The sequence below is a fragment of the Kribbella ginsengisoli genome, from assembly GCF_039537185.1.
Classification (GTDB): Bacteria; Actinomycetota; Actinomycetes; order Propionibacteriales; family Kribbellaceae; genus Kribbella; species Kribbella koreensis.
On the sequence record NZ_BAABAA010000007.1, the window covers coordinates 235827 to 259475 of the forward strand.

General features: G+C 67.7%; 20 protein-coding genes. 11 read left to right on the forward strand and 9 right to left on the reverse strand.

Annotation, left to right across the window (positions count from 1 at the left end):
- Positions 1–64 precede the first annotated feature (64 nt).
- Complete coding sequence (locus tag ABD768_RS24565) at positions 65–1222, forward strand: ArsR/SmtB family transcription factor (RefSeq protein ID WP_344844406.1); 1158 nt, start codon at positions 65–67, stop codon at positions 1220–1222.
- A gap of 34 nt (positions 1223–1256) precedes the next feature.
- Positions 1257–1556 (forward strand): YciI family protein, encoded by a 300-nt coding sequence (locus ABD768_RS24570; protein WP_343967604.1) that lies wholly within the window; start codon positions 1257–1259, stop codon positions 1554–1556.
- On the opposite strand, the gene ABD768_RS24575 is transcribed toward ABD768_RS24570, so the two are convergent.
- From ABD768_RS24575 to ssd, 4 genes are all read right to left on the reverse strand, one after another.
- Positions 1548–2165, reverse strand: coding sequence for a type II secretion system F family protein (locus ABD768_RS24575; protein WP_344844410.1), 618 nt, complete (start codon positions 2163–2165; stop codon positions 1548–1550). The genes ABD768_RS24570 and ABD768_RS24575 overlap by 9 nt on opposite strands.
- 134 nt (positions 2166–2299) lie before the next feature.
- Positions 2300–2935, reverse strand: coding sequence for a type II secretion system F family protein (locus ABD768_RS24580; RefSeq protein WP_344844412.1), 636 nt, complete (start codon positions 2933–2935; stop codon positions 2300–2302).
- Positions 2936–3141: 206 nt separating this feature from the next.
- A complete protein-coding gene (locus ABD768_RS24585) occupies positions 3142–4299 on the reverse strand; it encodes a TadA family conjugal transfer-associated ATPase (RefSeq protein WP_344844415.1) in 1158 nt (385 codons plus the stop codon).
- Positions 4296–5435 carry a septum site-determining protein Ssd gene (ssd, locus tag ABD768_RS24590; protein ID WP_344844417.1) on the reverse strand — a complete coding sequence of 380 codons (1140 nt, stop codon included), beginning with the start codon at positions 5433–5435 and terminating at the stop codon, positions 4296–4298. Before ssd ends, ABD768_RS24585 begins: the two co-directional genes overlap by 4 nt.
- 249 nt (positions 5436–5684) lie before the next feature.
- Between ssd and ABD768_RS24595 the strand changes: the two genes are divergently transcribed.
- Positions 5685–7436, forward strand: coding sequence for a glycosyl hydrolase family 18 protein (locus ABD768_RS24595; protein ID WP_344844419.1), 1752 nt, complete (start codon positions 5685–5687; stop codon positions 7434–7436).
- A gap of 25 nt (positions 7437–7461) precedes the next feature.
- Positions 7462–9015 carry a glycoside hydrolase family 18 protein gene (locus tag ABD768_RS24600; protein WP_344844421.1) on the forward strand — a complete coding sequence of 518 codons (1554 nt, stop codon included), beginning with the start codon at positions 7462–7464 and terminating at the stop codon, positions 9013–9015.
- A gap of 51 nt (positions 9016–9066) precedes the next feature.
- Here the strand turns inward: ABD768_RS24600 and ABD768_RS24605 are convergent, their stop codons facing one another.
- Complete coding sequence (locus ABD768_RS24605; RefSeq protein WP_344844423.1) at positions 9067–9765, reverse strand: SGNH/GDSL hydrolase family protein; 699 nt, start codon at positions 9763–9765, stop codon at positions 9067–9069.
- 79 nt (positions 9766–9844) lie between these two features.
- A complete protein-coding gene (locus ABD768_RS24610) occupies positions 9845–10735 on the reverse strand; it encodes a LysR family transcriptional regulator (protein ID WP_343967593.1) in 891 nt (296 codons plus the stop codon).
- A 71-nt stretch (positions 10736–10806) separates the two neighbouring features.
- On the opposite strand from ABD768_RS24610, the gene ABD768_RS24615 reads away from it, so the two are divergent.
- Positions 10807–12006, forward strand: a complete 1200-nt coding sequence (locus ABD768_RS24615; RefSeq protein WP_344844425.1) for an MFS transporter — start codon at positions 10807–10809, stop codon at positions 12004–12006.
- Positions 12003–12452, forward strand: coding sequence for an aminoacyl-tRNA deacylase (locus ABD768_RS24620; RefSeq protein WP_343967589.1), 450 nt, complete (start codon positions 12003–12005; stop codon positions 12450–12452). The genes ABD768_RS24615 and ABD768_RS24620 overlap by 4 nt, the downstream gene beginning before the upstream one ends.
- On the opposite strand, the gene ABD768_RS24625 is transcribed toward ABD768_RS24620, so the two are convergent.
- On the reverse strand, positions 12449–13375 hold the full coding sequence (locus ABD768_RS24625; RefSeq protein ID WP_343967587.1) for a helix-turn-helix domain-containing protein: 927 nt from the start codon (positions 13373–13375) through the stop codon (positions 12449–12451). The genes ABD768_RS24620 and ABD768_RS24625 overlap by 4 nt on opposite strands.
- Positions 13375–15078, reverse strand: a complete 1704-nt coding sequence (locus ABD768_RS24630; RefSeq protein WP_344844427.1) for a chitinase — start codon at positions 15076–15078, stop codon at positions 13375–13377. The genes ABD768_RS24625 and ABD768_RS24630 overlap by 1 nt, the downstream gene beginning before the upstream one ends.
- A gap of 498 nt (positions 15079–15576) precedes the next feature.
- Between ABD768_RS24630 and ABD768_RS24635 the strand changes: the two genes are divergently transcribed.
- A complete protein-coding gene (locus tag ABD768_RS24635) occupies positions 15577–16407 on the forward strand; it encodes an HAD family hydrolase (protein WP_343967583.1) in 831 nt (276 codons plus the stop codon).
- A 279-nt stretch (positions 16408–16686) separates the two neighbouring features.
- On the opposite strand, the gene ABD768_RS24640 is transcribed toward ABD768_RS24635, so the two are convergent.
- A complete protein-coding gene (locus ABD768_RS24640) occupies positions 16687–17469 on the reverse strand; it encodes a Fic family protein (protein WP_343967582.1) in 783 nt (260 codons plus the stop codon).
- 25 nt (positions 17470–17494) lie between these two features.
- On the opposite strand from ABD768_RS24640, the gene ABD768_RS24645 reads away from it, so the two are divergent.
- The 4 genes from ABD768_RS24645 to ABD768_RS24660 all read left to right on the forward strand — a co-directional run bounded on the left by ABD768_RS24645 (position 17495) and on the right by ABD768_RS24660 (position 23648).
- Entirely contained in the window at positions 17495–19720 is a 2226-nt protein-coding gene (locus ABD768_RS24645; RefSeq protein WP_344844429.1) for a bifunctional glycosyltransferase/CDP-glycerol:glycerophosphate glycerophosphotransferase, read from the forward strand.
- Between the two features lie 155 nt (positions 19721–19875).
- On the forward strand, positions 19876–21567 hold the full coding sequence (gene argS / locus ABD768_RS24650; RefSeq protein ID WP_425558454.1) for an arginine--tRNA ligase: 1692 nt from the start codon (positions 19876–19878) through the stop codon (positions 21565–21567).
- A gap of 18 nt (positions 21568–21585) precedes the next feature.
- On the forward strand, positions 21586–22620 hold the full coding sequence (locus tag ABD768_RS24655; RefSeq protein ID WP_344844433.1) for an alpha/beta hydrolase: 1035 nt from the start codon (positions 21586–21588) through the stop codon (positions 22618–22620).
- Positions 22621–22670: 50 nt separating this feature from the next.
- A complete protein-coding gene (locus ABD768_RS24660) occupies positions 22671–23648 on the forward strand; it encodes a GNAT family N-acetyltransferase (RefSeq protein ID WP_344844434.1) in 978 nt (325 codons plus the stop codon).
- Position 23649 lies beyond the last annotated feature (1 nt).

Sequence of the window (23649 nt, forward strand, 5' to 3'; positions counted from 1 at the left end):
CTCGCCGCGATCGGGCGGGCTTCTGCAATGATTTAGCTACTACTAAATCGACAAGGCGACAGAGATGCTGACGATCACCTTCACCGTGGAGGACCTGGCCCGGACGCGGCTGGCGGTCTCGCCGTTGTGGGAGGTGGTCGCGAGCATCCGGTTGCTGAAGACGCCGCGGTCGCAGACGTTCCATCGGCGCTGGGCCGAAGCGACGACGGAACGGATCAATCGGTCCGGTGCCGAGCTCGGACTGCTCTTCGATCTGGTCGATCCGCGCGTCTGGTATCTCGTGGACTTCCTCACCCCGCCACCACAGACACCTGCACCTGACCTGACGACGGACCTGGGCGCGTTGCGCCGAGTAAGCGCCGACCAGGTCCGCGCCGACCTCGATGTCCTCGCCTACGCCTGGAAGAACCCGATCGGCTCCCTCGACGAGGTCACCCTCCCCCGCCGACGGCGAGATGCCGGGGTCGGCCCCAGCGCCCGCGGAAGCGCGAGTGCCCGCGGCACCACGAGTGCCCGCGGAAACGCGAGTGTCCGCGGCACCACGAGCGTTCGCGGTAGGGCAGGCGGTATGCCGACGGTGGCGATCGCTGAGCTGTATGGCGATCCGCTGGGTGGCATCGAGCGATTGGCCGGGCAGGTGGAGGCGTACTGGGAACTGGCGATCGCTCCGCATTGGGGGCGGATCCGGGCGTTGCTCGAAGGGGATCTGCTCTATCGGGGACGAAGGCTCGGGCAGGCGGGGCATACCGGGCTGTTCGATGATCTGGCCGACACCGTGAAGTGGCGCGACGGGTCGTTGCAGATCAGGCACCGGCGCTTCAAGGGTGTGCGGCAGCTGGCGGGTGAGGGGTTGCTGTTGATGCCGTCTGCCTTTGTCTGGCCGACCGTGTACTCGAGCACGATCCCGCCGTGGCAGCCGACGCTGACCTATCCGGCTCGTGGAGTGGCGACGCTCTGGAGTGAGCCGGCACGCGGGACCTCGGCCGGCTTGGCCGCTGTACTGGGTCGGTCTCGGGCGGAGGTGTTGATGCAGCTGGACTCGCCGCGGTCGACGACGGAGCTGGCTGCGCGCATCGGGATGACCGCTGGCGGTGTCTCGCAGCACCTCAGCGCGTTACGGGCGGGCGGGCTGGTCACTCCGCATCGGGTCGGGCGGGTTGTTCTGTATGCGCGGACGTCGGCAGCGGAGTCGTTGCTCGAGGCAGCCGAACAGGGCGAGTGACAACAGCCAGTACAACCGGGTTAGCGTGATCGGCATGTTTGTCCTGGAGCTGACCTATACCGTGCCGCTCGATCGTGTTGACGGATTCATGGCAGATCACCTGAGCTGGGTGAAGGCGCAGTACGACGCGGGGGTGTTTGTGGCGTCGGGGCGTAAGGAGCCGCGGGATGGCGGCGTGATCCTTGCCGTTGGCGATGATCGGGCTGCAATGGAGGAGTTGGTGGCCGGCGATCCGTTCTCTGTTGCGGGAATTTGCGAGTACCGGGTCACTCAGTTCCTGGCGACGAATGTCGCGGCGGCGCTGGAACCGTATCGGGAGAAGCCGTCAGCCTAGGAAGCTGAGCAGGCCGGACAGAGAGCTGGCGATGGTGGGGACGATGCCCAGCAGCATGAACGCTGGGAGGAAGCACAAGCCGAGCGGGACGACCGAGCGGGATTCGACTGCACGGGCGTGGGCTTCGGCGGACCAGCGGCGGGACTGACGGACGTCGTTGGCTTGGTGTTCGAGGATCTTCGCCAGTGGGGCGCCGGAGCGGAGGGCCCGCTGGGTGGCGCGGGCGAAGGCTGCGCAGGACGGTTCCTTGAGGAGGGTGGACCAGGCGTCGATGGGGTCGGCGCCTAGGTTCATGCGGCCTTCGACTTCGGTGAGGAGGTCGGCGAGCGGGCCGCCGAGGGATTGGGCGACGACGCTGATCGCGGCTTGGGGCGGGCGGCCGGCTCTTAGGCAGGCGGCTAGCAGGTCGACCGCTAGGGGGAGGTCGGCGGTTAGGCGTGCCGTGCGTTGGCGGGTGGCTGCGGGTTCTAGTCGGCTGAGGGCTATCGGGGTGGCGAAGAACGCGACGGCTGCTGGAACTGCGCCGGTTGGGATGCCGAGCAGGAGGAGCAGAGCGGCTGCGGCGATGGCGGCAACCGCGAGATGAGCGCGTCGAGTGGCTGGCGGCACCACCTTTGTCGTTGCGAGGTTGAAGGGCCAGCGCGTGCCAAGCGGACGATGTCTGGCGAGTCGGCGAGCTGGTGGGCTTGGTAGCAGCAGAACTACCGCAAGAGCTGCTGCGAGGGCGGGCAGAACGGGTTCGGTCATCGCATTCCAAGGCTGGGTGGTTTGGTTTGGGTGTTGGTCCAGTGGAGGCCGAGGGTGGAGAGGGCTAGGCCCAGGGCGAGACAGAGCCAGCCGGGTGGGGTTTGGGTGAGGAAGGCCAGCGGGTTCGCGCCTAGGGCGTAGCCGAGGGCTGTGCCGAAGAGGGGTAGGACGGCTAGCAGGCGGGCGGTGGCTCGGGTGCCGGCCATACCGGTGGTGATTTGCCGGCGGATGGATTCGTCGGCGCGGAGGGAGTCGGCCAGCCGTTCGGTGATGACGGCGAAAGCGGCGCCGGATTCGTCGGCTACTCGCCAGGCCGCGGCCAGAGCTCGGAGGCCTTCTGCTCCTGGGGTTTCGGCGATCAGTTCCAGCAGGGTTGGGACGTCGCCGCCCAGCTTGGCGGCTGCTGAGGCGACCTGGAGGTCTGGGCAGACTGTGGCGGCGCCTTCCAAGGCGGCTGCTGGTGGGCGGCCGGCGGTCAGTTCGGCTGAGAGGACGTCGCAGGCTTCGATCACGGTGGCGCGGCGGGCGGCTGCGATCCGGGCTTTGGCGGTTCGCGTGCGATGACTGATCACCACCAAGGCGACGACGCCGACAGTCAGCGCAATCACCAGCACCGACGGATCGGTCGACACCGCGAGCAAGATGCCGAGGGCAACTATCGCTGTCAGGACTCCCAGCCGGCGAGTGGATGATCGGGCGAAGGCTGTCCCACCACCGGAGAGTTGGGACTGGCCGCGCGGTCGCGGGGGCGGCGCGCTGAGGCGGTGGAGAGCTCGGCTTGGGGACGGGAGCAGGGTGAGAACCGTGACCGAAGCCAACAGAGCGGTCAGGGCTCGCATCAGGCTGCTCCGGCTAGGTGGTGGGTGAGGAGAGAGGCGGCTTGGTGGAGTTTGGGCGGGCCGGTGGGGAGGAACTCGATGGCGGGGACAGCGATGGCCTGACCGGTGTGGGTGCGGGTGACGGCTCGGATTTCGGTGATTCGGCGGGTGCCGGTCGGCGTGCGGGTCAGATGGATTACGGCGTGGAGGGCGGAGGAGATCTGGCTGTGGATTGCTTCGCGGGTCAGGCCGGCCATGGCGCCCAGGGCTTCCAGGCGGGCGGGGATGTCGGCGGCTGAGTTGGCGTGGACGGTGCCGCAGCCGCCTTCGTGGCCGGTGTTCAGAGCGCTGAGAAGGTCTACGACTTCAGGGCCTCGGACTTCGCCCACGACCAGGCGGTCTGGGCGCATCCGGAGGGCTTGGCGGACCAGGTCTCGGAGGGAGATCTCGCCGGCGCCTTCTACGTTCGGTGGGCGGGCCTCGAGACGGACCACGTGGGGATGGTCGGGGTAGAGCTCGGATGCGTCCTCGACCAGGACCAGGCGTTCGGATGGATCTACCAATGAGAGCAGGGAATTGAGGAGGGTTGTCTTTCCGGTGCCGGTGCCGCCGCTGATCAGGAAGGCGACGCGGGCTTCGAGGAGGTCTCGGAGTACGGAGGCGCCACTTGGCGGGAGGGAGCCGGCGCTGACCAGGTCGTCGAGGGTGAAGACCTTTCGGGAGGGGACTCGGAGGGAGAGGCAGGTGCCGGGGGCGGCGATCGGGGACAGGACGGCGTGGAAGCGGGTGCCGTCGGGGAGCCGGACGTCGACGTACGGGGTGGCGTCGTCGAGGCGGCGGCCGGCTGCGGCGGCGAGGCGAGTCGCCAGACGGCGTACGGAGGTTTCGTCGCCTGTTCGCAAGTGGATGCGTTCGAGGCCTGCGCCGCGGTCGACGTAGACCTCGTTAGGGCCGTTGACGAGGATGTCGGTGATGCCGGACTCGGACAGCAGGCCGTCCAGGGGGCCTGCGCCCATCGCTTCGCGGTGGAGGGCCGCCACGACGGCGAGCACGATCGAGTCGCCGACGAGGGTGCCGTCGGCGCGCAGAGCGGCAGCGACCAGGGCTGGGGTGGGCTCGGATCCTTTCTCTGCAAGGGTTCTGCGGACGCGTTCGAGGAGCTCGGGTGAGACGGTCATGCGGCGAGCAGGGCGTGGAGGCCGAACAGGTCGAGTACTTCGTTTGCCGCGCGACCCAAGGCGCTCCGGGGGCGTGGGTCGAAGCGGCCGTCGTCAAGTGCTGTCGCCAGATCCCGTTCGTAGCCGAGCTTGGCGGCTAGAGGCAAGGACAGATGGTCGGCTACATCCAGGGCGGAGAGTCCGTTGAGTCCGGGCTCGCGGGCAACTACTCGCAGGTCGTGGGCGACCTCCCGCAACGGAGCGACCAGGCGAGCTGCGGCGGCGCAGGAGCGGACGTCGCGGGGGACGACCACCAGCGTCGAGGTTGCTCGGACAAAGGCTTCTTCCGCAGCTGGGTCTGGGCGGCGCGGGAGGTCGACGACGACGAGGTCGCTGCTCCGTTGGGCTGCGCCGAGGACTGAGCGCATCGCCTCTGGCGGCAGGGCTGTCACGTCGGAGCGGTCCCAGGAGAGGACCGCGAGGCCGTCTACTGAGGGGAGGGCGGCTCGGAGGGCGCTGGCGCTGACTCGGCCTGCGGCGTTGAGGAGGGCGGGCCAGCGGGAGCCTTCGTAGTCTTCGGTGCCGAGGACCAGTTCGATGCCGCCGCCCAGTGGGTCGCCGTCGATGAGCATGCTGCGGAGGCCTCGGCGGCCGGCGGTGATGGCGAGAGCTGTCGCCAGGGTGGTGGCGCCTGCGCCGCCGCAGCCGCCGACGATGGCGAGGGTGGTTGCTGTGCGGGTGCCACCGTCAAGGGCGTCGGAGAGTTTGGCGCTGAGTGCTGCTTCGTCGGTGGGAAGGACAAAGGCACCTTCGGCGCCGATCGCGAGTGCGAGGCGGTAGGCGTCGGGCGCACCAGCAGGTGCGGAGTGCGCGGGGTGGGTAGTGGCGCGGGTGGCTACGAGGACGCCTGGGCGGCGGGGTGGCTGGGTTTGGGCCAGGGGGCTGGCGAGGTCGTCGCCTACTACTACGAGGGTGGCGGTCTGCCAGTTGCGGCGGAGGCCCAGCAGGTCGTGCTCGACGTGAGGGGTCAGCTCTGCGGCGGCGGCCAGGCGGAGCAGATCGTCGAGCAGCAGGTCGTCGGTGGTGGCCAGCAGAACGGCCGGTAGCGGCGTGGGCTGGGTGGGGATCGGGGCGCGGATCGGGAGGAGGTTGTTCATGTCTTAGAAGGTGCCGTCGTTCCGGCGGGCGGCGGGAAGAAAAACCAAGGCTGTGGAGAACTGTCGGATATCCGTCAGCAGCGGCAATCCGCCATCGCGACCCGGCGACCTGCGGGCGGTGAAGAGCTACGGTTCCTTTCGAAGCGTCCTTAACTAAGTTTCTCTCAGAACGCTCGGCAAGCGTCCATTCGTGGACACCTGCTGGACACCCGTGCACTCCTCACCGCTCCTTGATGGAGGTCCGCCCCCATGAGTCGAATGCGCAGCGCCGCTGCCGCGGCCACCGTGGCCGCAACCGCCCTGATCGCCGTCGCCGGCGTCTCGGTCGCCACCGCCCAAACCCAAGCCCCCGATGCCCAGCCACAGACCCTGGCCGCCAGCAGTGGTGGGGTGAAAACGGCCTACTTCACCCAGTGGGGCATCTATCAGAACGCGTTCTATCCCAAGAACCTGATCACCACCGGGGTCGCGAGCAAGCTCGACTTCCTCAACTACGCGTTCGCGAACATCCACCCGACCAGCCACACCTGCTTCATGGCCAACCAGGCCGCCTCGCAGGACGAGAGCAACCCGAACGCGGGTGACGGCGCGGGCGACGCGTTCGCCGACTACGGCAAGTCCTACGGCGCGGACATCAGCGTCGACGGCGTCGGCGACGTCTGGAACCAGCCGATCCAGGGCAACTTCAACCAGCTGAAGAAGCTGAAGGCCAAGCAGCCGAACCTGAAGATCCTGATCTCGATCGGCGGCTGGACCTACTCGAAGTACTTCTCCGACGCGGCCTCCACCGACGCCAAGCGCAAGGCCTTCGTCACCTCCTGCGTGAACATGTTCATCAAGGGCGACCTGCCGGTGGTGGACGGCTTCGGCGGCCCGGGCAGCGCCGCGGGCATCTTCGACGGCGTCGACATCGACTGGGAGTACCCGGGCTCGCCCGGCGGTCACACCGGCAACCACTGGAGCGCGGCAGACAAGGGCAACTTCACCCTGCTGCTGGCCGAGTTCCGTCGCCAGCTCGACGCCTTCGGTGCCGCGAACGGCGGCAAGAAGATGTGGCTGACCGCCGCGACGCCGGCCGGGCAGGACAAGATCAAGACGATCGAGACCGACAAGATCGGTCAGTACCTCGACTACAACAACGTGATGACGTACGACATGCACGGCGGTTTCGAGCCGACCGGTCCGACGAACTTCCAGGACCCGCTGTACCAGGCCCCGGGCGACCCGAGCAACCCGATCCCGCCGGGCACCAAGAAGTACTCGGTCGACGGCGCGATCACCGCCTGGACCACCGGCGACTCGGCGTACGGGATCCCTGGCGGCTTCCCGGCGAACAAGCTGACCATCGGATACCCCTTCTACTACAGGGGTTGGAAGGGCGTGCCGGCCACGGCCAACGGCAAGTACCAGACGGCCACCCAGCCTGCTGACGGTCACGCGCTGAGCGGCAACGTGCCCGGCGTCTCCTTCTACAAGGAGCTGACCGGCTTCGTCGACAACCCGTCGTCCACCTTCTTCGACGACGCCAGCAAGTCGTCGTGGTTCTACAGCAACGGCACCTTCTGGACCGGCGACAACGCCCGGTCGATCAAGGAGAAGGCCGACTACGGCCACTGCAAGGGCCTGGCCGGGGCGATGATGTACAGCCTGGAGGCACTGGACCCGGCCGTCACGCTGTTCAACAACGTCGTCAACTCGGTCAACGCGGACACCCCTGGCTGCAGTGGTCCCCCGACCACGCCGCCGACCACCCCGCCCACCACACCTCCGACGACCCCGCCGACGACGCCTCCCACGACGCCGCCGACCACTCCCCCGACGACACCTCCCACCACGCCGCCGACCACCCCTCCGACGGCAACCCCGTGGGCCCCGAACACGGCGTACGCGACCGGCTCGCTGGTGTCCTACAACGGCATTACCTATCGGTGCATCCAGGGCCACACCTCGCTGACCGGATGGGAACCGCCGAACGTCCCCGCACTCTGGGGCCGGGTCTGATCACGTACCGCCCACTGATCGGAGCATGATGAAACGCAAGCGCATTTCTGTCGCCGTCGCGGCGATAGCAGCAGTGGTGATGTCCGTCCTCTTCATCCCCGCGGCCTCGGCCGCACCGGTGAGCGCGGCCTTCACGAAGGTGTCCGACTGGGGCAGCGGATTCGAGGGCAAGGTGACCGTCACGAACGGCACCACCGCCTCGATCAGCACCTGGTCGGTCGCCCTGGACTTCCCATCCGGCTACACCATCAGCAGCTCGTGGGACGCGACCCGTGTCAGCAGCGGGCAGACCCACACCTTCACACCGCCCAGCTGGGCGGGACCGCTCGCACCCGGCGCCAGTGTCACCTTCGGCTTCAACGGGAGCCCGGGCAACTTCCCCGGTATCTCCGCCTGCCGACTGAATGGCGGCTCCTGCGCGGGCGGTGGCGGCGGCACAGTGCCGGGCGCACCGTCAGGACTGGCCGGTACCTCCACAGCGAACTCGGTAAGCCTCACCTGGTCGGCGGCTAGCGGCGCCACCAGCTACAACGTCTACCGCAACGGCACCAAGGTCGGTACGCCGAGCGGCACGTCCTACACGGACTCCGGGCTGAACGCCAGCACCGCGTACAGCTACCAGGTCAGCGGCTCGAACAGCGCAGGCGAAGGACCCAAGACGGGCTCCGTCTCGGTGACCACCAAGCCCGGTGGCACCGACCCGGCTCCTGGCCGTACGGCCGCGCCGTACCTCTGGCTCGGCTGGGGTGACCCGCCAAGCCCGACGACGGTCATGAACGCCACCGGCATCAAGTGGTTCACGATGGCCTTCATCCTGTCGTCCGGCGGCTGCAACGCGGCATGGGACGGCAACAGGCCGCTCCAGGGCGGCGTCGACGCCACTGCGATCTCGCAGATCCGGGCGGCCGGCGGCGACATCGTCCCGTCGATCGGTGGCTGGCAGGGCAACAAGCTCGGCCCGAACTGCAGCACGCCGGAGGCACTCGCCGGCGCGTACCAGCAGGTCATCAGCGCCTACAACCTGAAGGCGATCGACATCGACATCGAGAACACCGACGAGTTCGAGAACGAGGCCGTCCAGGACCGGATCCTGAACGCGCTGAAGATCGTCAAGCAGAACAACCCCGGGATCAAGACGATCCTGACCTTCGGCACCTCGACCACCGGCCCGAACTACTACGGCAACCGGCTGATCGAGCGGTCGCAGGCACTGGGTGCGAACATCGACATCTTCACCCTGATGCCGTTCGACTTCGGCAGCAGCAACATCTACAACGACACGGTCGGCGCGTCCACCGGCCTGAACAACAAGCTGAAGTCCGTCTTCGGCTGGACCACCGCGCAGGCCTACGCCCACCAGGGCATCTCCGGGATGAACGGTCTGTCCGACCAGCAGGAGATGACGACCACGGCGACCTGGCAGAACATCACTACCTGGGCCAAGAACAACGGCCTGGCCCGGCTGGCGTTCTGGGGCGTGAACCGTGACCGCGGTTGCGCGGGCGGCGGCGTCGTCTCCAACTGCAGTGGTATCGCCCAGGGCGACTGGGACTTCACCCGCATCACCGCGGGGTTCTGACCGGTACTGCGGCGGGCTGGTACTCCGGCCCGCCGCAGTGCTCAATACAGGTCAGCCGGCCTTGACCGCCTGGACGATGAGCTCGTTGCGGGCGTCCTGCCCGTAGGGGACCGAGGTGTGGATCCCCTTGCGCAGATACGTGTTGAGCCGCGAGGGCTTGGCCGCCAGCCATTCGGCCCAGCGGACGATGCGCAGGTTCGAGTGCCGTCGCTGCGCCTCGGCCAACTGCAGGTTGACCCAGGCGCTGTTGCGCTGGTCGGCCAACAGCATCGCGTTTCCCAGGCCAGTGCGGGCCACCTGGGTGTTCACCCAGAACACAGTGGTCCGCTGGCCGACCAGGCTCATCGCCCGGTCGATCTGTGCCGCCATCATGGGCGGGTTGAAGATGTCGTTGGTGCCGCACGCCATCACGATCCGGCGCGGCAGCCCGTAGTTGGCCCGCCAGTTGGCCAGCGCGTCGACGGTGTCCTTCGTCGGCCGCCCCGACCAGTTGTTGACGGCGAGCTCCAGCCCCAGCTTGCTCTTCAGGCGCAGGGCGAGCGCCTTGCCGTCCTGTACGCCGAGGCTGTCGCCGAACATGAACACCCCGTTCACCGACAGCACCCGCTCGATCGTCGCCTCGGTCGCGACAGCCTTGGACAGACCCTTCCACTCGCCGAGATTGCCCGATCCGTACGGACCGGGGTCAACGGCAGCGGCAGCCGTGCCGGTGGTCGCGACCGTGGACGCCGCCGCAACCGCCCCTGCCACGAAAAACTTGTCGCCTGTTCGGCCTGACCCCACTCAATAGCTTCCTCACCGGAGGAACTTTATAGACGCCGAGAGTCTTTCAGGTTTCAGACGGTTGTCCCGGCGAAGTGACGAAAGCCCGGAAGCGTTGGGCCGCCGGAGACAGCGTCCGCCCCAGCCGCCAGGTCAGGCCGATGTCGCGGCGAGCCTTGATACCGGCCAGCGGGACCGGGGTAGCTCCGCTGTCGGTGCCGCGGACCGCACCGGCAGGGAGTACCGCGACCCCCAGACCGGCGCCGACGAGGCGATCGATGGTCGAGAGGTCGGTGGACTCGAAGGCGGCCACCGGGGTGAAGCCGGCCGCCCGGCACAGTTCGTCCACGACACGACGGAATCCGAAGCCGGGACGAAGCCCGATGAACGGCTCGGCAGCGGCCTCCGCGAGCCCGACCTGTTTCCGGCCGGCCAGGGGATGGTCCGGTGGAACGTAGAGACAGAGCCGCTGGCGTTCGAGCAGATGCCAGCCGAAGACCTCCGGGTCCGGCCGAGGACCGGTGACCGCGAGCTCGGCTTCGCCGGACTCGAGGTCGCGGACGATCTCGTGCGACGGCTCCTCCCGCAGGGCGAAGCGGATCCGGGGAGCCGTCGCACGGAAGGACTTCAGCAGGTCGGGCACCAAACCGGTGGCGACCGAGTGGAGGAAGGCCAGCCGGACCGTGCCGGACTCCGGGTCCTGCAGTGCCTCGATGGTCGACCTGGCCGCATCCACCGCCGTCGTCCCCGTCCGGGCCGCTTCGAGGACCAGGCGGCCGGCGGGATTGAGCCGCAAGCCTCGATGCTCGCGTTCGAACAGTCGCGCGCCGAACGCGGCCTCGACCCGGCGCAGCGATCGGGACAGCGTCGGCTGACTCGTCCCGAGGACGGCAGCCGCGTCGGTCAGATGTTCGGTCTCCGCCAGAACGACGAACCAGCGCAGATCCTCCACATGCATACGGTTATCGTATCGATCTGCTCTGTTCATGACATTTTACGCATGTCAGAACATCTGGCACCGTCAGCACCATGCAGACCGTCGCCGTCCGCGGCTACCTCCCCGGCGAGGCCGGCTATCGCCGCCTGTCGGCGGCGTTGTTCGCGGCAGGACTGGCCACCTTCGCGATGCTCTACAGCACTCAGGCGCTGCTCCCCGAGCTGGCGCGGGTGTTCCGGGTATCGCCCAGCCAGAGCGCCTTCAGTGTGTCGCTGGCCACGCTGGGCCTCGGAGTTGCCCTGCTGGTCGCAGGGCCCGCCTCTGAGGTCATCGGGCGCACCAAGCTGATGCGCTGGTCGGTGGCCGCGGCAGCTGCCATAGCTGTCCTCTGTGCCCTCGCGCCGAGCTGGCCGATCCTGCTGGCGCTCAGAGGTCTACAAGGAGTAGCGATGGCAGGGCTCCCGGCCGTTGCGATGGCCTACCTGCGCGAAGAGGTCCACGACGACAGCCTTGCCAGAGCGAGCGGCCTCTACATCGCCGGCACAGCAGTAGGCGGTATGACCGGCAGGCTGGTCGCCGGTGGCCTCGCAGAGCTAGGTGGCTGGCGAGCAGCGCTCGGCGGCATCGCTTTGCTGGCCGTCGCCTGCGCGGTACTAGTAGCAGTACTACTGCCCGACTCACAGAACTTCACCAAGGCCACAGGCAGCCGTCAGACGCTCCGGGTACTCAAGGACCCCGCATTGCTCGGTCTCTACGGCACAGCCGCCACCGCGATGGGTGCCTTCGTCGCTGTTTACAACGCGACGGGCTTCCGGCTTGCGGCTGAGCCGTACGGGCTCGGCCCCGGCCTCGCAGGCCTGGTGTTCACGGTCTACCTGCTGGGCTCGGCATCGTCAGCTGTGGCGGGCAGGCTGGCCGACTCGTACGGTCGCCGTGCCGTGGTCCCCGTCGGTTGCCTCGTGACTATGGCCGGCGTGGCGCTGACTCTCGCGGGACCGCTGCCGCTGGTCATCGCTGGGCTCGCAGTGATGACGGCGGGGTTCTTTGCGGTCCATGGAGTCGCCAGCGGATGGGTCGCCGTCCGGGCTCATGCGGGTGGCGGTGGTACCGGTCAGGCGGCCAGCTTCTACCTCTTCGCGTACTACCTGGGCTCCTCGGTCTTCGGCGGTCTGGCCGGTACTGCGTGGACGCACGCCGCCTGGCCCGGAGTGGCAGCCGAGGCCGGTGGCCTGCTCCTCATCACCTTGGTCCTGGCCCTGCTGTTGAGGCGCAGTGCGAAACTGACGACATGACGCGAGCAACCGAGGCGGCGGACTCAAAAGGCCTGGCCTACGAGGTCACCAAGCACGGTCGGGTGAACTCACTGGAGGAGGCCGCGGCCGCCCGTGGCATCGAGCCGGCCAAGCTGATCAAGACCATCGTCGTCCGGCTCTCCGACGACGACTACCGGTTCGTCCTGGTTCCCGGCGACCGGGAGATCGCCTGGCCCAAGCTGCGCGCGCTGCTGGGCATCAACCGCATCTCGATGCCCAGCGCCGACACGGCCCTCGAGGTGACGGGCTATGTCCGCGGCACGATCACCCCGCTCGGCAGCACCAACGCCTGGCCGGTGATCGCCGACGACCGGATCACCGGGACGATCTCGATCGGCGGCGGCGAGCACGGAGTCGGCATGACAGTGAACGCCGAGGACTTGCTCAAGGCCCTCGACGCCACAGTCGCTGATGTAACCGACTAGGTCAGCAGACCTCGCTGACCTGCCCGGAGACCCGCTTGGAAGCGGGTGGTCGCGTCCAATGCCTTCAGGATTCGCTGCATCCGCCGCTCGACAGTGCGCTGAGCAACACCGAGGCGGCGAGCAATCGCCTGGTCGGTGAGTCCAGCCGCAGCCAGGGCCAGCAGTTGCTGGTCCTCGAAGGTCAGCGGTCCGTCCGAGGCCGATGGTGACAGTGGAGTCGCCTGCTGCCACAGCAGCTCGAACAGTCGCAGCAACGCATCCAGCAGAGTCGACGGCCCGATCTCGATGAGCTCGTGCCCTGTCTGCATCAACCCGATTCGCTGATCGGCGACCACCAGCTTCAGCGGTACGTCGCGCAGCATCCGACAGCTAGGCCCAGCACTACGCGCCGCCGCAATCTCTGCAGGCTCCACCAGAGCAGACATGTCATAGACAGTCCGGTAGGAGACTCCGTGAGCCCGTCGCGGCTCAATCGGCAGTACGACGAACGGTGGCTTGTCGAGCACCAGTACCTCGGTCTGGGCACTCTGCTGCGCTTGGTAGAACCGTTGCGCCATCGCCTGCTGCCCACGGATCACCGTGAACGGTCCAGCGTCGCCGCGAGCCCGGAACTCCGAGGTCAGTGCAGCCGCACCGAGACGCGCTTGCACGATCGCCGCCTGCTTGCGGAGCGCCAGGAGCTCCACAGCAGCCTCGGGCACCGCAGGGGTGTAGCGGGCCGGGCGCCCCGGAGTACGGGATGCCAGACCCAGCGACAGGAGTGACCGAAGGTGCCGGGCCACCCGTGCGGTGGCCCAGCCCGTGTCAGCTACCAGTTCGGTCGTAGTTGCTTCCGGCCGGGCCAGAAGCGCCCGGTAGAGCTGCTCGTCCTCCGAGCAGACGCCGAGTGCTTCCAGCACCGGAGCAGGTCGATAGTTGTGCATCAGGGCAACGCGTGGACGTGAGAGCCGACCTGGTTCGCGAACCCGCCCCCGTTGAGCGCATCCCAGTTGGTCGACCAGGTCATCGCGCCGCGCAGCGTGGGCCACGTGGTGCTCGGCTTGAAGCTCCCGCAGTTGGTGCCCCTGGCCAGGCAGTCCAGTGCGTTGTTGACGATGGTTGGCGACACATAGCCGCTACCGGCCGCCCGGCTCGAGGCCGGCAGGCCCAGACCGACCTGGTCGGGACGGAGCCCGTTCTGCAGCATGATGCAGGCCTGTGCGGTGATGAAGTCGACCGTGCCCTGCGAGTACACCTGCCCGTTGCAGCCGTTCATCGAGCCGGAGTTGTAGTACTGCACGTTGACGATGGTCAGGATGTCCTTGATCGCCAGCGCCAGCTTGAAGTACTCGAACGTGGTCGCCTGCATGTCGATCGTCTGCGGCGCCATGGTGATGATCAGGCCACTGCCGAAGCTGTTCCGCAGGCTCTGCAGCGCCTGGCCCATGTACTGCGCGTTGACGCCGTTCTCCAGGTCGATGTCGATCCCGTCGAAGCCGTACTCGCGCAGCAGCGAGAGCGCGCTCGACGCGAAGTTGGCGGCCGCTGTCGCGTTGGCGACCGAGACGGTGCCGTTCTGGCCACCCACGGACAGGATGACCTTCTTGCCGGCCGTGTGCTTGGCGGCGATGTCCGCCTTGAACTGCGCGACGGTGTATCCGCCCAGGCCCGCACTGTCGAGATTGAAGGTGATCGCACCCTGCTGGGCGCCGGTGTCGGCGAACGCGACCGCAATCAGGTCGTAAGCGGCCGGCACGTCGGAGATCTTCTGCACGGTCGCACCGTTGTTGAAGTTCTGCCAGTACCCGGTCAGCACGTGCTTCGGCAGGGGGCCGGGCGGCGGGTCAGTCGGCCCGCTGGAGGTCGTACCGGACGCAGTGGCCCCGTACGCCGAGCAGTTGCCGGCGGCGTCACAAGCACGCACCTTGAAGCTATACGTCGTACTCGGGCTGAGCCCCGATGCGGTCCAGCTGGTGACGTTGCCCACGCTCTGCGGGGCATCGGTGCCGCGGACCACGTCGTACCGGCTGACGCCGTTGGCGTCCGAGGAGGCCGACCAGTTGAGCTGCAGCGAGCTGGAGGTCGGGCTACCGACTGTGAGGCCGCCCGGGACGGTCGGCGGCGTCGTGTCCGGCGGCGGACCGGTACCACCCGGGCCGTCCAGTACTACGTCGTCAGCCTGGTACGCCGGCAGGCCGTACCACCCGTGCGTGTAGACGACGACGCTGCTGGTCGACGCGCTGGTGGTGAAGGTGGTGCTCAGCTGGGCCCAGCCGGTACTGGTCGTCCAGGTGCTGGTGCCGCCGTCGGCACCGAGGTACACGTTCGAGCCCTTCACCCAGGCCGACAGCGTGTAGGTCGAGCTCGGCTTGACCGAGACGGTCTGGCTGCAGCGGGCGATGTCGTTCGAACTGGGGCTGCCCTGCAGTGCGTAGGTGCCGGTGTGGGCCGAGCCACTGACCGCAGCGCCGGATCCGGCAGTGCAGGACCAGCCGGCGAGGGTGCCGGTCTCGAAGGTCCCGTTGGTGACGAGGTTGGTCGCGGCGGAGCTGGTCTGCGTGATCAGGACCAGACCGGTGACCGCGAGAAGCAGGGCTGACAGGACTGAGATGACCGCGGCGTGGGGGCGGTTCGTACGCGGGTTCATGTGACACAAAGTGTGACCAGTCAACTACATTGTCAAGACCCTGCATAAAGTGGGAACGCTCTCACGCTCAACAAAAGTGAAAACTATATGGCTTTTTGAGGTTCGGCGGCCGACATCTGCCCGGCAGCGGGCAGGAAAGGCCATTTCGGTAAGCGTTTGCAGCCAGTGAAAGAGGGAGCCCGAAAGGGCTCTACCTGCAAAAGGAAAGGCGACGGCCCCCGGCGGGGGGGTGACCGGGGGCCGTCTTCGGCCACGGGCTCGGGGGGAGGAGCCGGGGGCCGATCAGGAGGCGACAGTCTGCCACTGTCGAGAGGTATGTACCCCCCGAGTCCGGATCTCACACATCTCAGTTCTATTGCAACTGAGCGCCTGATCAACCGGCGCCTGAACCTCGATCAGAGGCTTTCAGGCCAGTGTCACTGTCACACTGCTCAACAGTCTAACGGGAGACCCGTCCACACGAAAGGCCGGGCCCCTCGGCGTTTCGCGGGAACTCCTATGCTCGACCCCATGGAGCACCCGGTGACGCCCCGATCGGCCGCCTTCTTCGACCTCGACAAGACGATCATCGCGCGCTCCAGCACGCTCGCCTTCTCCCGGCCGTTCTACGCCGGCGGCCTGATCAACCGGCGGACCGTCCTGCGGAGTGCCTACGCGCAGTTCGTCTACCTGCTCGGCGGCGCCGATCACGACATGATGGAGAAGATGCGGGAGTACCTGTCCGCTATGTGCACAGGCTGGGACGTCCAGACGGTCCGCGAAATCGTCGCCGACACCCTGCACCACGTCGTCGAGCCGATGATCTACGACGAGGCCGTGGCACTGATCGAGGAGCATCACGCGGCCGGCCGGGACGTGGTGATCGTCTCCTCGTCCGGCGCCGAGGTGGTCGAGCCGATCGGCGCCATGCTCGGCGCCGACAAGGTGATCGCCACCCGGATGGTAGTTGCCGACGGCAAGTACACGGGGGAGATCTCGGTCTATGCCTACGGCCCGCACAAAGCGACCGCGATCACCGAGCTGGCCGCCGCGGAAGGCTATGACCTGAAGGCTTCCTACGGTTATTCGGACTCGATCACCGACGAGCCGATGCTGGCCGCGGTCGGCCATCCGTTCGCGGTGAATCCCGACAAGGCGCTGCGCAAGCTCGCCGTCTCCCGCGACTGGCCGGTGCTCGACTTCAGCAAACCGGTGGCGCTCGAGGAGCGCAAACGACTCCCCGAGGTCCGTCGGCCGGCCGTCGCGGCGAGCCTGGTCGGCGTCGCCCTGGCCGCTGCCGGAGTGCTGCTCTACGTCGCCCGGCGGCGCTCCAGGCCGGCCGGAAGTTGAGGCGGGCTCCGTTCTTCTCAGCTTCATGAAGGTGGCGTTAGCCCTTCCCCTGAAGGGATCTGAAGAGTACAAAGGAAGCACAAAGGATCTTCGGATCCGGTAGAGAATCGCACGGCAACCAGGCACCCACGCGGCGACCAGCCCATCCCAACCGGGCAGCACGACCCCAGACTTCGGCCAACGCCGAAACCATGGGGCGGCAGACAAGGTGCACGCTTGGTAACCAGGATGTTGTGCTCGCGACGGCGCTCTCCCCGGAGAGCGCCGTTCGCAATTTTCCTACTGGGTGGAAAGATTCAGCGGCGAGCGCTCCGCCGACAAGGCAATCACTTCACAACTCCTCAGTAACCAGGCCTGTACGCCGACCAGCCCGCCCGCGGCGTAATCGCGCAAACCCTGTGCGTACGACCCGCCGAGCTCGAAGTGCCCGACCTCAGGCACCGTCACCGACAACGGGTCGATGCCCCGGGCAACCAACACGACATGCTCGGCCGCCCGCGCGACCAGCCCGTTGGCGACCGGAAATGGCCGGAGTACCGCCAGTTCCGCGTGCACGATCGCGGCCACCACCAGCCCCGGAGCCTTGGTCGGGACGGTCAGCGCCCGCGCCAGACCGTGCAGCCGCTCCCACATCTCGTCGGCAGGCGGTGCCGGTGGCAGCCCCGGGATGTCGTCCGGGATCGGCTCCCGACTGGTCCGCAGGTGACCCAACTGGTCTTCGCTGCCGAGTGCGACCGCCGCCAACTGGTGCAGTCTGGTCCAGACCTGTACCGGCGCGGTGTCCATCCGTGGCGCCAGGCTCATCAGCTCGCCCGTGATCCGGACAGCACCCGCAGTCAGAGCGTCGCCGGCTCCCCGGCGTACCTCCTCCAAGGAAGCCGAACTGCCGGCCAGGGCGGCCGACGCGTGGGCGCCCCGGAGCAGCGCCTCGGCGGTCATGTCCGCGCCGACCTTCCGCAGCCCGCGGTCGCGCAGCAGCACGTCGACCGCATCCCTGGCCGCCCGGGCGGCCGAACCGACCCCTTCGAGACCGGCCAGTGGTTCGAAGACATCAGCGCTCATGGTGTGCACCCTAGGATGCAGACCTATGGCCGCCAGCACCGACTCCGTCGGGGTCCCCAGGTTCAGCATCGTGGTCCCGTGTCATGCGTCACGGGCCTGGCTGCGGCCGTGCCTGGATTCGGTGCTCAGCCAGTCGTGCGCGGACTTCGAGATCATCGGCGTGGACGACGCCAGCCCGGACGGCAGCGGCCGGATCCTGGACGAGTACGCCGCCGCCGACCCGCGGGTCCGGGTGCTGCACCTGAGCGAGAACGTCGGGCTCGGGCTGGCCCGCAACGCCGGCCTCAAGGAGTGCCGCGGGGACTACGTGCTGTTCCTCGACGCCGACGACACCTACCGGCCCGGCTCGCTGGCCGCGATCGCAACCCGGATCGACGACACCAACCGGCCGGACATCGTCATGTTCGACTACGAGCGGATCCACTGGGACGGTCAGGTGGTGCGCAACCAGCGCCACGACGCGTTCGCCCGCGAGGGCGCCGGAGTCTTCACGGCAGCCGAGCGGCCGGTCTTCCTGACCTTCCTCGAGGTGGTCTGGAACAAGGCGATCCGGCGCGACTTCCTCACCCTGCACGGCTTCGTCTTCACCGCCGGGTTCTACGAGGACGCGCCCTGGACCTACTCGACGATGCTCACCGCGCAGCGGATCGCGACGCTGGACCAGGTCGTCGTGGACTACCGCCAGCACCGCACCGGCGGCAACATCCACGCCACCGCGACCCGGCAGCAGTTCGACATCTTCGACCAGTACGACCGGGTGCACGCCTTCATCACCTCCGACCCGGAGCTGGCCGGCTGGCGGCGGTTCGCCTTCGACCGGTCGCTGGACCACATCCTGGCGGTGATCGACAAGCCCGAGCGACTCGCTCCGGAGGACCGGGCCGAGTTCTTCCACGCCGCAGCGGCCTTCGCCAAGCGCTGGAAGCCCGAGGGGTACGTGGTCGACAAGACCCGGCGTGGCTTCCGCCGGTGGCAGATCGTGCACGACGACTACGCGACGTACACGACCCTCAAGCTGAGCGCCAAGATGCTCGCGGTACCGAGTCCGCGCAAGGCGGTCGACAAGCTGCTGCACCGCGGCGACCTCGACCCGAACCTGGCCCTCTACGGCGCGTACTGGTTCAAGCAGTACGCGTGCAACCCACGAGCCATCTACGAGAAGGCCGCCGAGCTGGCTCCTCAGCTGCGCGGCGTCTGGGTGGTCGACGCGGAGCATGTCGCCGCGATCCCGGAGGGCGTCGAATACGTGGTGGCGGGCTCACCGGCGTACCAGAAGCTGGTCGCCAAGGCGACGTACTTCGTCAGCAACATGAACCTGCCGAAGGAGCTGGACAAACGCGACGGGCAGATCCATCTGCAGACCCAGCACGGTACTCCGCTGAAGACCATGGGGACTGATCTGCGCCACTACCCGGCGGCCGCGAAGGACCTCGACCTCGAGGAACTCATGCGCCAGGTCGACCGGTGGGACTTCAACCTGTCGTCGAACCGGTACTCGTCGGAGATCTGGGAACGCACCTACCCGGCCCACTTCGAGGAACTCGAGTACGGGTTCCCCCGCAACGACCGGCTCCTCAACGCGACCGTGGAGGACGTCCGCGCGATCCGGGCCTCGCTCGGGTTCGACGACTCACACCTCGTGGTGCTCTACGCGCCGACCTTCCGCGACGGCGTCGACTCGGTCCGTACGCCGTCCGGCCTGGTCGATCTGGGTGGCGACGGGATCCACCTCGACCTGGACCAATTGGCGGCAGCGGCCGGCGACCACGGGCGGGTGCTGGTCCGGACTCACTACTCGCTGTCGAAGCATCCGACCGCGCATTCCGACCGAGTGGTGGATGCGTCGAGCCATCCGCGGGTCGAGGACCTGATGCTGGCGGCCGACGTGCTGATCTCGGACTACTCGTCGATCAGCTTCGACTACGCCAACCTCAACCGGCCGATCGTGCTGCTGGTCGACGACCTCGGGGCGTACGACAGCACCCGCGGGACGTACTTCGACATCACCGCGTTTCCGCCGGGGCTGGTGGCGAGGTCGCCGGAGGAGTTGCTCTCCGCCTTTCAGACCGGCGCGTTCGCCAAAGCTGAAGCGGCCAAGCATCGGCAGCTGTTCCGGGAGAAGTTCTGCGAGTTCGACGACGGCCGCGCGGCGGAGCGGGTGGTCCGGCGGATCTTCCTCGGCGAGACCGACCTGCCACCGATCATCCCGCTCGCCGACCGGCACCCGGCGCCGTCACCACACCAGCTCTGACGAACCGCGCCCACCGGTTGTGCATAATGGGGGCATGTCGACGAGCCCGGTGATCGCGCGCGATCGCTTCGGCCTGCGACGACGAAGCACTGTCTGAACACCTCAACCCTGTTCCAGTTGCTTCTCTTCTCAAGGACTCTGCCATGTCCGCAGCGCTGTCTGCCCTTGCCACCCAGCTGTCCACCGCCGTCTCGGCCGCCTTCGGCGCGGAGTACGGCGGACTCGATCCCGAACTCCGGGCCGCCACCAGACCCGAGTTCGGCCACTACCAAACCAACCTCGCTCTGCGACTCGCAAAGACGCTAGCCACGTCGCCACGGGCAGTCGCCGAGCAATTGGTGGAGGCCCTCGACCTGACCGGGCTCTGTGAGCCTGCGCAGATCGCCGGGCCAGGGTTCATCAACCTCACCCTGCTTCCGGCGACGCTCGCGGCCGGCGTCAACGAGCCGGTCGCCTTCGCACCACGCGGCGAGACAGTGGTGGTCGACTACTCGCAGCCCAACGTCGCCAAGCAGATGCACGTCGGCCACCTGCGGTCGACGGTGATCGGCGACGCCCTGTGCAACGTACTCCGGTCCGTCGGCTACGAGGTGATCCGGCAGAACCACGTCGGCGACTGGGGAACCCAGTTCGGCATGTTGGTCGAGCAGGTGCTGTTCGAGGACCTGGCGGTGGAAACCCTTGATATCGAAGGGTTGCAGCAGCTGTACCAGCGGGCGCGGAAGCATTTCGATGCCGATGGCAAGTTCGTCGAGCTGTCCCGGGCGCGGGTGGTGCTGCTGCAGTCAGGCGACGCCGGGACGCTGGCGATCTGGCGGCAGATGGTCGAGGTGTCACTGACCGAGTTCGACCGGATCTACCAGCAGCTCGGGTCGCCGTTGACGCGGGCCGATGTGGTCGGCGAGAGCGCCTACAACGACCGGCTGCAAGGCGTTGTCGACGATCTGACGACTGCCGGATTGCTGACCGAGTCGGGTGGCGCGTTGTGCGCGTTCCTGCCGGGGTTCGCGGGACGGGACGGCTCGCCGTTGCCGGTGATCGTGCGGAAGTCCGATGGCGGGTTCGGCTACAGCGCGACGGATCTGGCGGCGGTACGGCACCGGATCGACGAGCTGCAGGCCGATCGGATCGTCTATGTCGTCGATCATCGGCAGGGCTTGCACTTCCAGCAGATCTTCGCGCTCTGCCGGGCGGCCGGCTGGTTGCCCGACGGCGTACCGGCCGAGCATGTTGCCTTCGGCACCGTTCTGGGGAAGGACGGGAAGCCCTTCAAGACCAGGGACGGCGGTACGGTCCGGCTGGCGTCGCTGCTGGACGGAGCGACGGCACGGGCCCGGGCGCTCCTGGACGAACGGGATGCGCTGGACGACGACGCGAAGGCGACTGTCGCGGCCGCGGTCGGCATCGGGGCGATCAAGTACGCGGACCTGTCGAGCGACCGGATCAACGACTACGTGTTCGACCTCGACCGGATGGTCGCGATGACCGGGAACACCGGACCGTACCTTCAGTACGCCCACGCGCGGCTGTCTCGGCTCCTCAGCAAAGCGGGTGAGACTCCTGGCCGGGTGACAGTGCTGACGGAGCCCGCGGAGCAACGGTTGGCCTTGTTGCTGAGCGGTTTCGGCGACTGCGTCCTACAGGTCGCCGAGACGCTGCAGCCGCATCGGTTGTGCACTTATCTGTACGAGGTGGCGGCCGCGTTGTCGGCGTTCTACGAGACCTGTCCGGTGCTGACCAGCGAAGGCGAGGTCCGGACCAGCCGGATAAGCCTTTGCGCGGCGACCCGCACGGTGTTGCAGGATGGCCTGGGGCTGCTGGGGATCAGCGCGCCCGACGCGATGTGATCTGAGAGGGGCTCGCCGATGTTGCCGTGGTCCGCGGAGCTTGCCGGACGGTTCGACCAGACGATCTTCGACAGCGCGTTCCTGCGCGGCAACCCGCTGGGCGATCCGCACGAGCGGCCGGTGCTCGTCTACCTGCCACCCGGGTACGACGAGTCGGATCAGCGCTACCCGTCGATCTACGTGGCGATGGGCTACACCGGCCACCTCGGCATGTGGTTCAACCGGCAGCCGTTCCGCCAGCCGTATCCGGAGTTGCTCGACGCCGTGTTCGCGACCGGCGACGTGCCGCCGGCGATCGTGGTGTTCGTCGACGCGTGGACGAAGCTCGGCGGCAGCCAGTACCTCGATTCGCCGGGCACCGGGCAGTACCACTCGTATCTGTGCGACGAGATCGTGCCGTGGGTCGACGAGCGGTACCGGACGATCGCCGATCGCGACCATCGCGCGATCACCGGCAAGTCGAGCGGTGGCTATGCGGCGATGGTGACTCCGCTGCTCCGGCCGGACGTGTTCGGGGCGCTGGCGACGCATGCGGGCGATGCGGCGTTCGAGGTCTGCTACCAGTCCGGGTTCCCGCTGACGGCTCGGCGGTTGCGCGATCAGTACGACGGGTCGTACCAGAAGTTCTTCGCGGACTTCGAGAATCGAGCCGGCCGGACGACCGGGGACGATCTCGAGCTGCTCGAGATGTACGGGTATGCCGCAGCGTACTCGGCCGAGCCGGACGGGACGGTGCTGCTCCCCCACGACGAGCTCGGCCAGATCATCCCGGAGATCTGGCAGCGCTGGCTGAGTCGCGATCCGGTGCACATGGTCGCGACCGAGACCCGGTACGCCGAGGCGCTCGGATCGATGCGAGCCGTGTGGATCGATGCGGGCAAGCAGGACGAGTACTACCTCGACTTCGGGGCGACTGCGTTCCATCGGGCGGCGTTGCGGGCCGGCGTACCGGAAGAACGCTTGTACTTCGAGCTCTTCGACGGCAAGCACGGTGGGATCGAGTACCGCTACCCGCTCGCCGTCGAGTGGCTCTGCCGGCAACTGGCTGCCTGATCGGGTAAATGAGGTGCCGGGTCAGCGACCCGGCACCTACCGTTCTCGGCATGGGGACGTTTCCGGAGTGGGTCGAGGCCCGGCCGATCGAGAAGACCGACGCCGACGCGTGGGCGGCGTTGATGAACGACGTCCAGGTGACCGACCAGAACGGTGAGAACTACAGCGCCGAGGATCTGGTCGAGGAGCTCGGCGATCCGAAGATGAACACCGCCCGGGACACGATCGGCCTCTGGGTCGACGAGGTGATGGTGGCGTACGGCGTCGTCTACTGGCGCAAGAACCTGGTCGACGTCGACCGGCTCAACACCGACTCCGCGGTCCGGGGCGAGTGGCGTCGCCGCGGGCTCGGGCAGGCGTTGCTGACCTGGGAGATCGCCAGCGCTCGTGAACTGCACGAGGAGCACCACCCGGACGTCGCCGAGGCGGAGCTCAACTCGACCGTGATCAGCACGAACGTCGGGGCGGCCGCGCTCTTCACCGGGCAGGGCTTCGAGGAGTGCCGCTACTCGTTCACCTTGCAGCGGCCGTTCGACGAGCCGATCCCGGCGGTCGGCGTACCGGACGGGCTGCGGGTGGTGCCGTTCGAACCGGCGTACGACGAGGCGCTGCGGCTGACCCACAACGAGGTCTTCATGGACCACTGGGGTTCGACCCCGAAGGACGAGGAGACCTGGAAGGTCTGGTTCACCGGGTCGCGCGCGTTCCGGGCCGGACTGTCGTTCCTGGTCCTCGACGGCGAGCAGATCGTCGCCTACGCGAACGGCTTCGAGTACGACGCCGACACCGCGGCGACCGGCATCCGCGAGGTCTACGTCGGCCAGGTCGGTACGGTCCGATCGCACCGCGGCCGCGGCCTGGCCGCCGTGGCACTGACCGCGTTGATGACACAGGCCGCCGAGACCGGCTTCAAGCGCGCATCCCTGGGTGTCGACACCCAGAACCCGACCGGCGCCCTCAGCCTCTACGAGCGCCTCGGCTTCCAGCAGCACACTCAGTGGACGACGTACCGACTGCCGTTGACCTGAG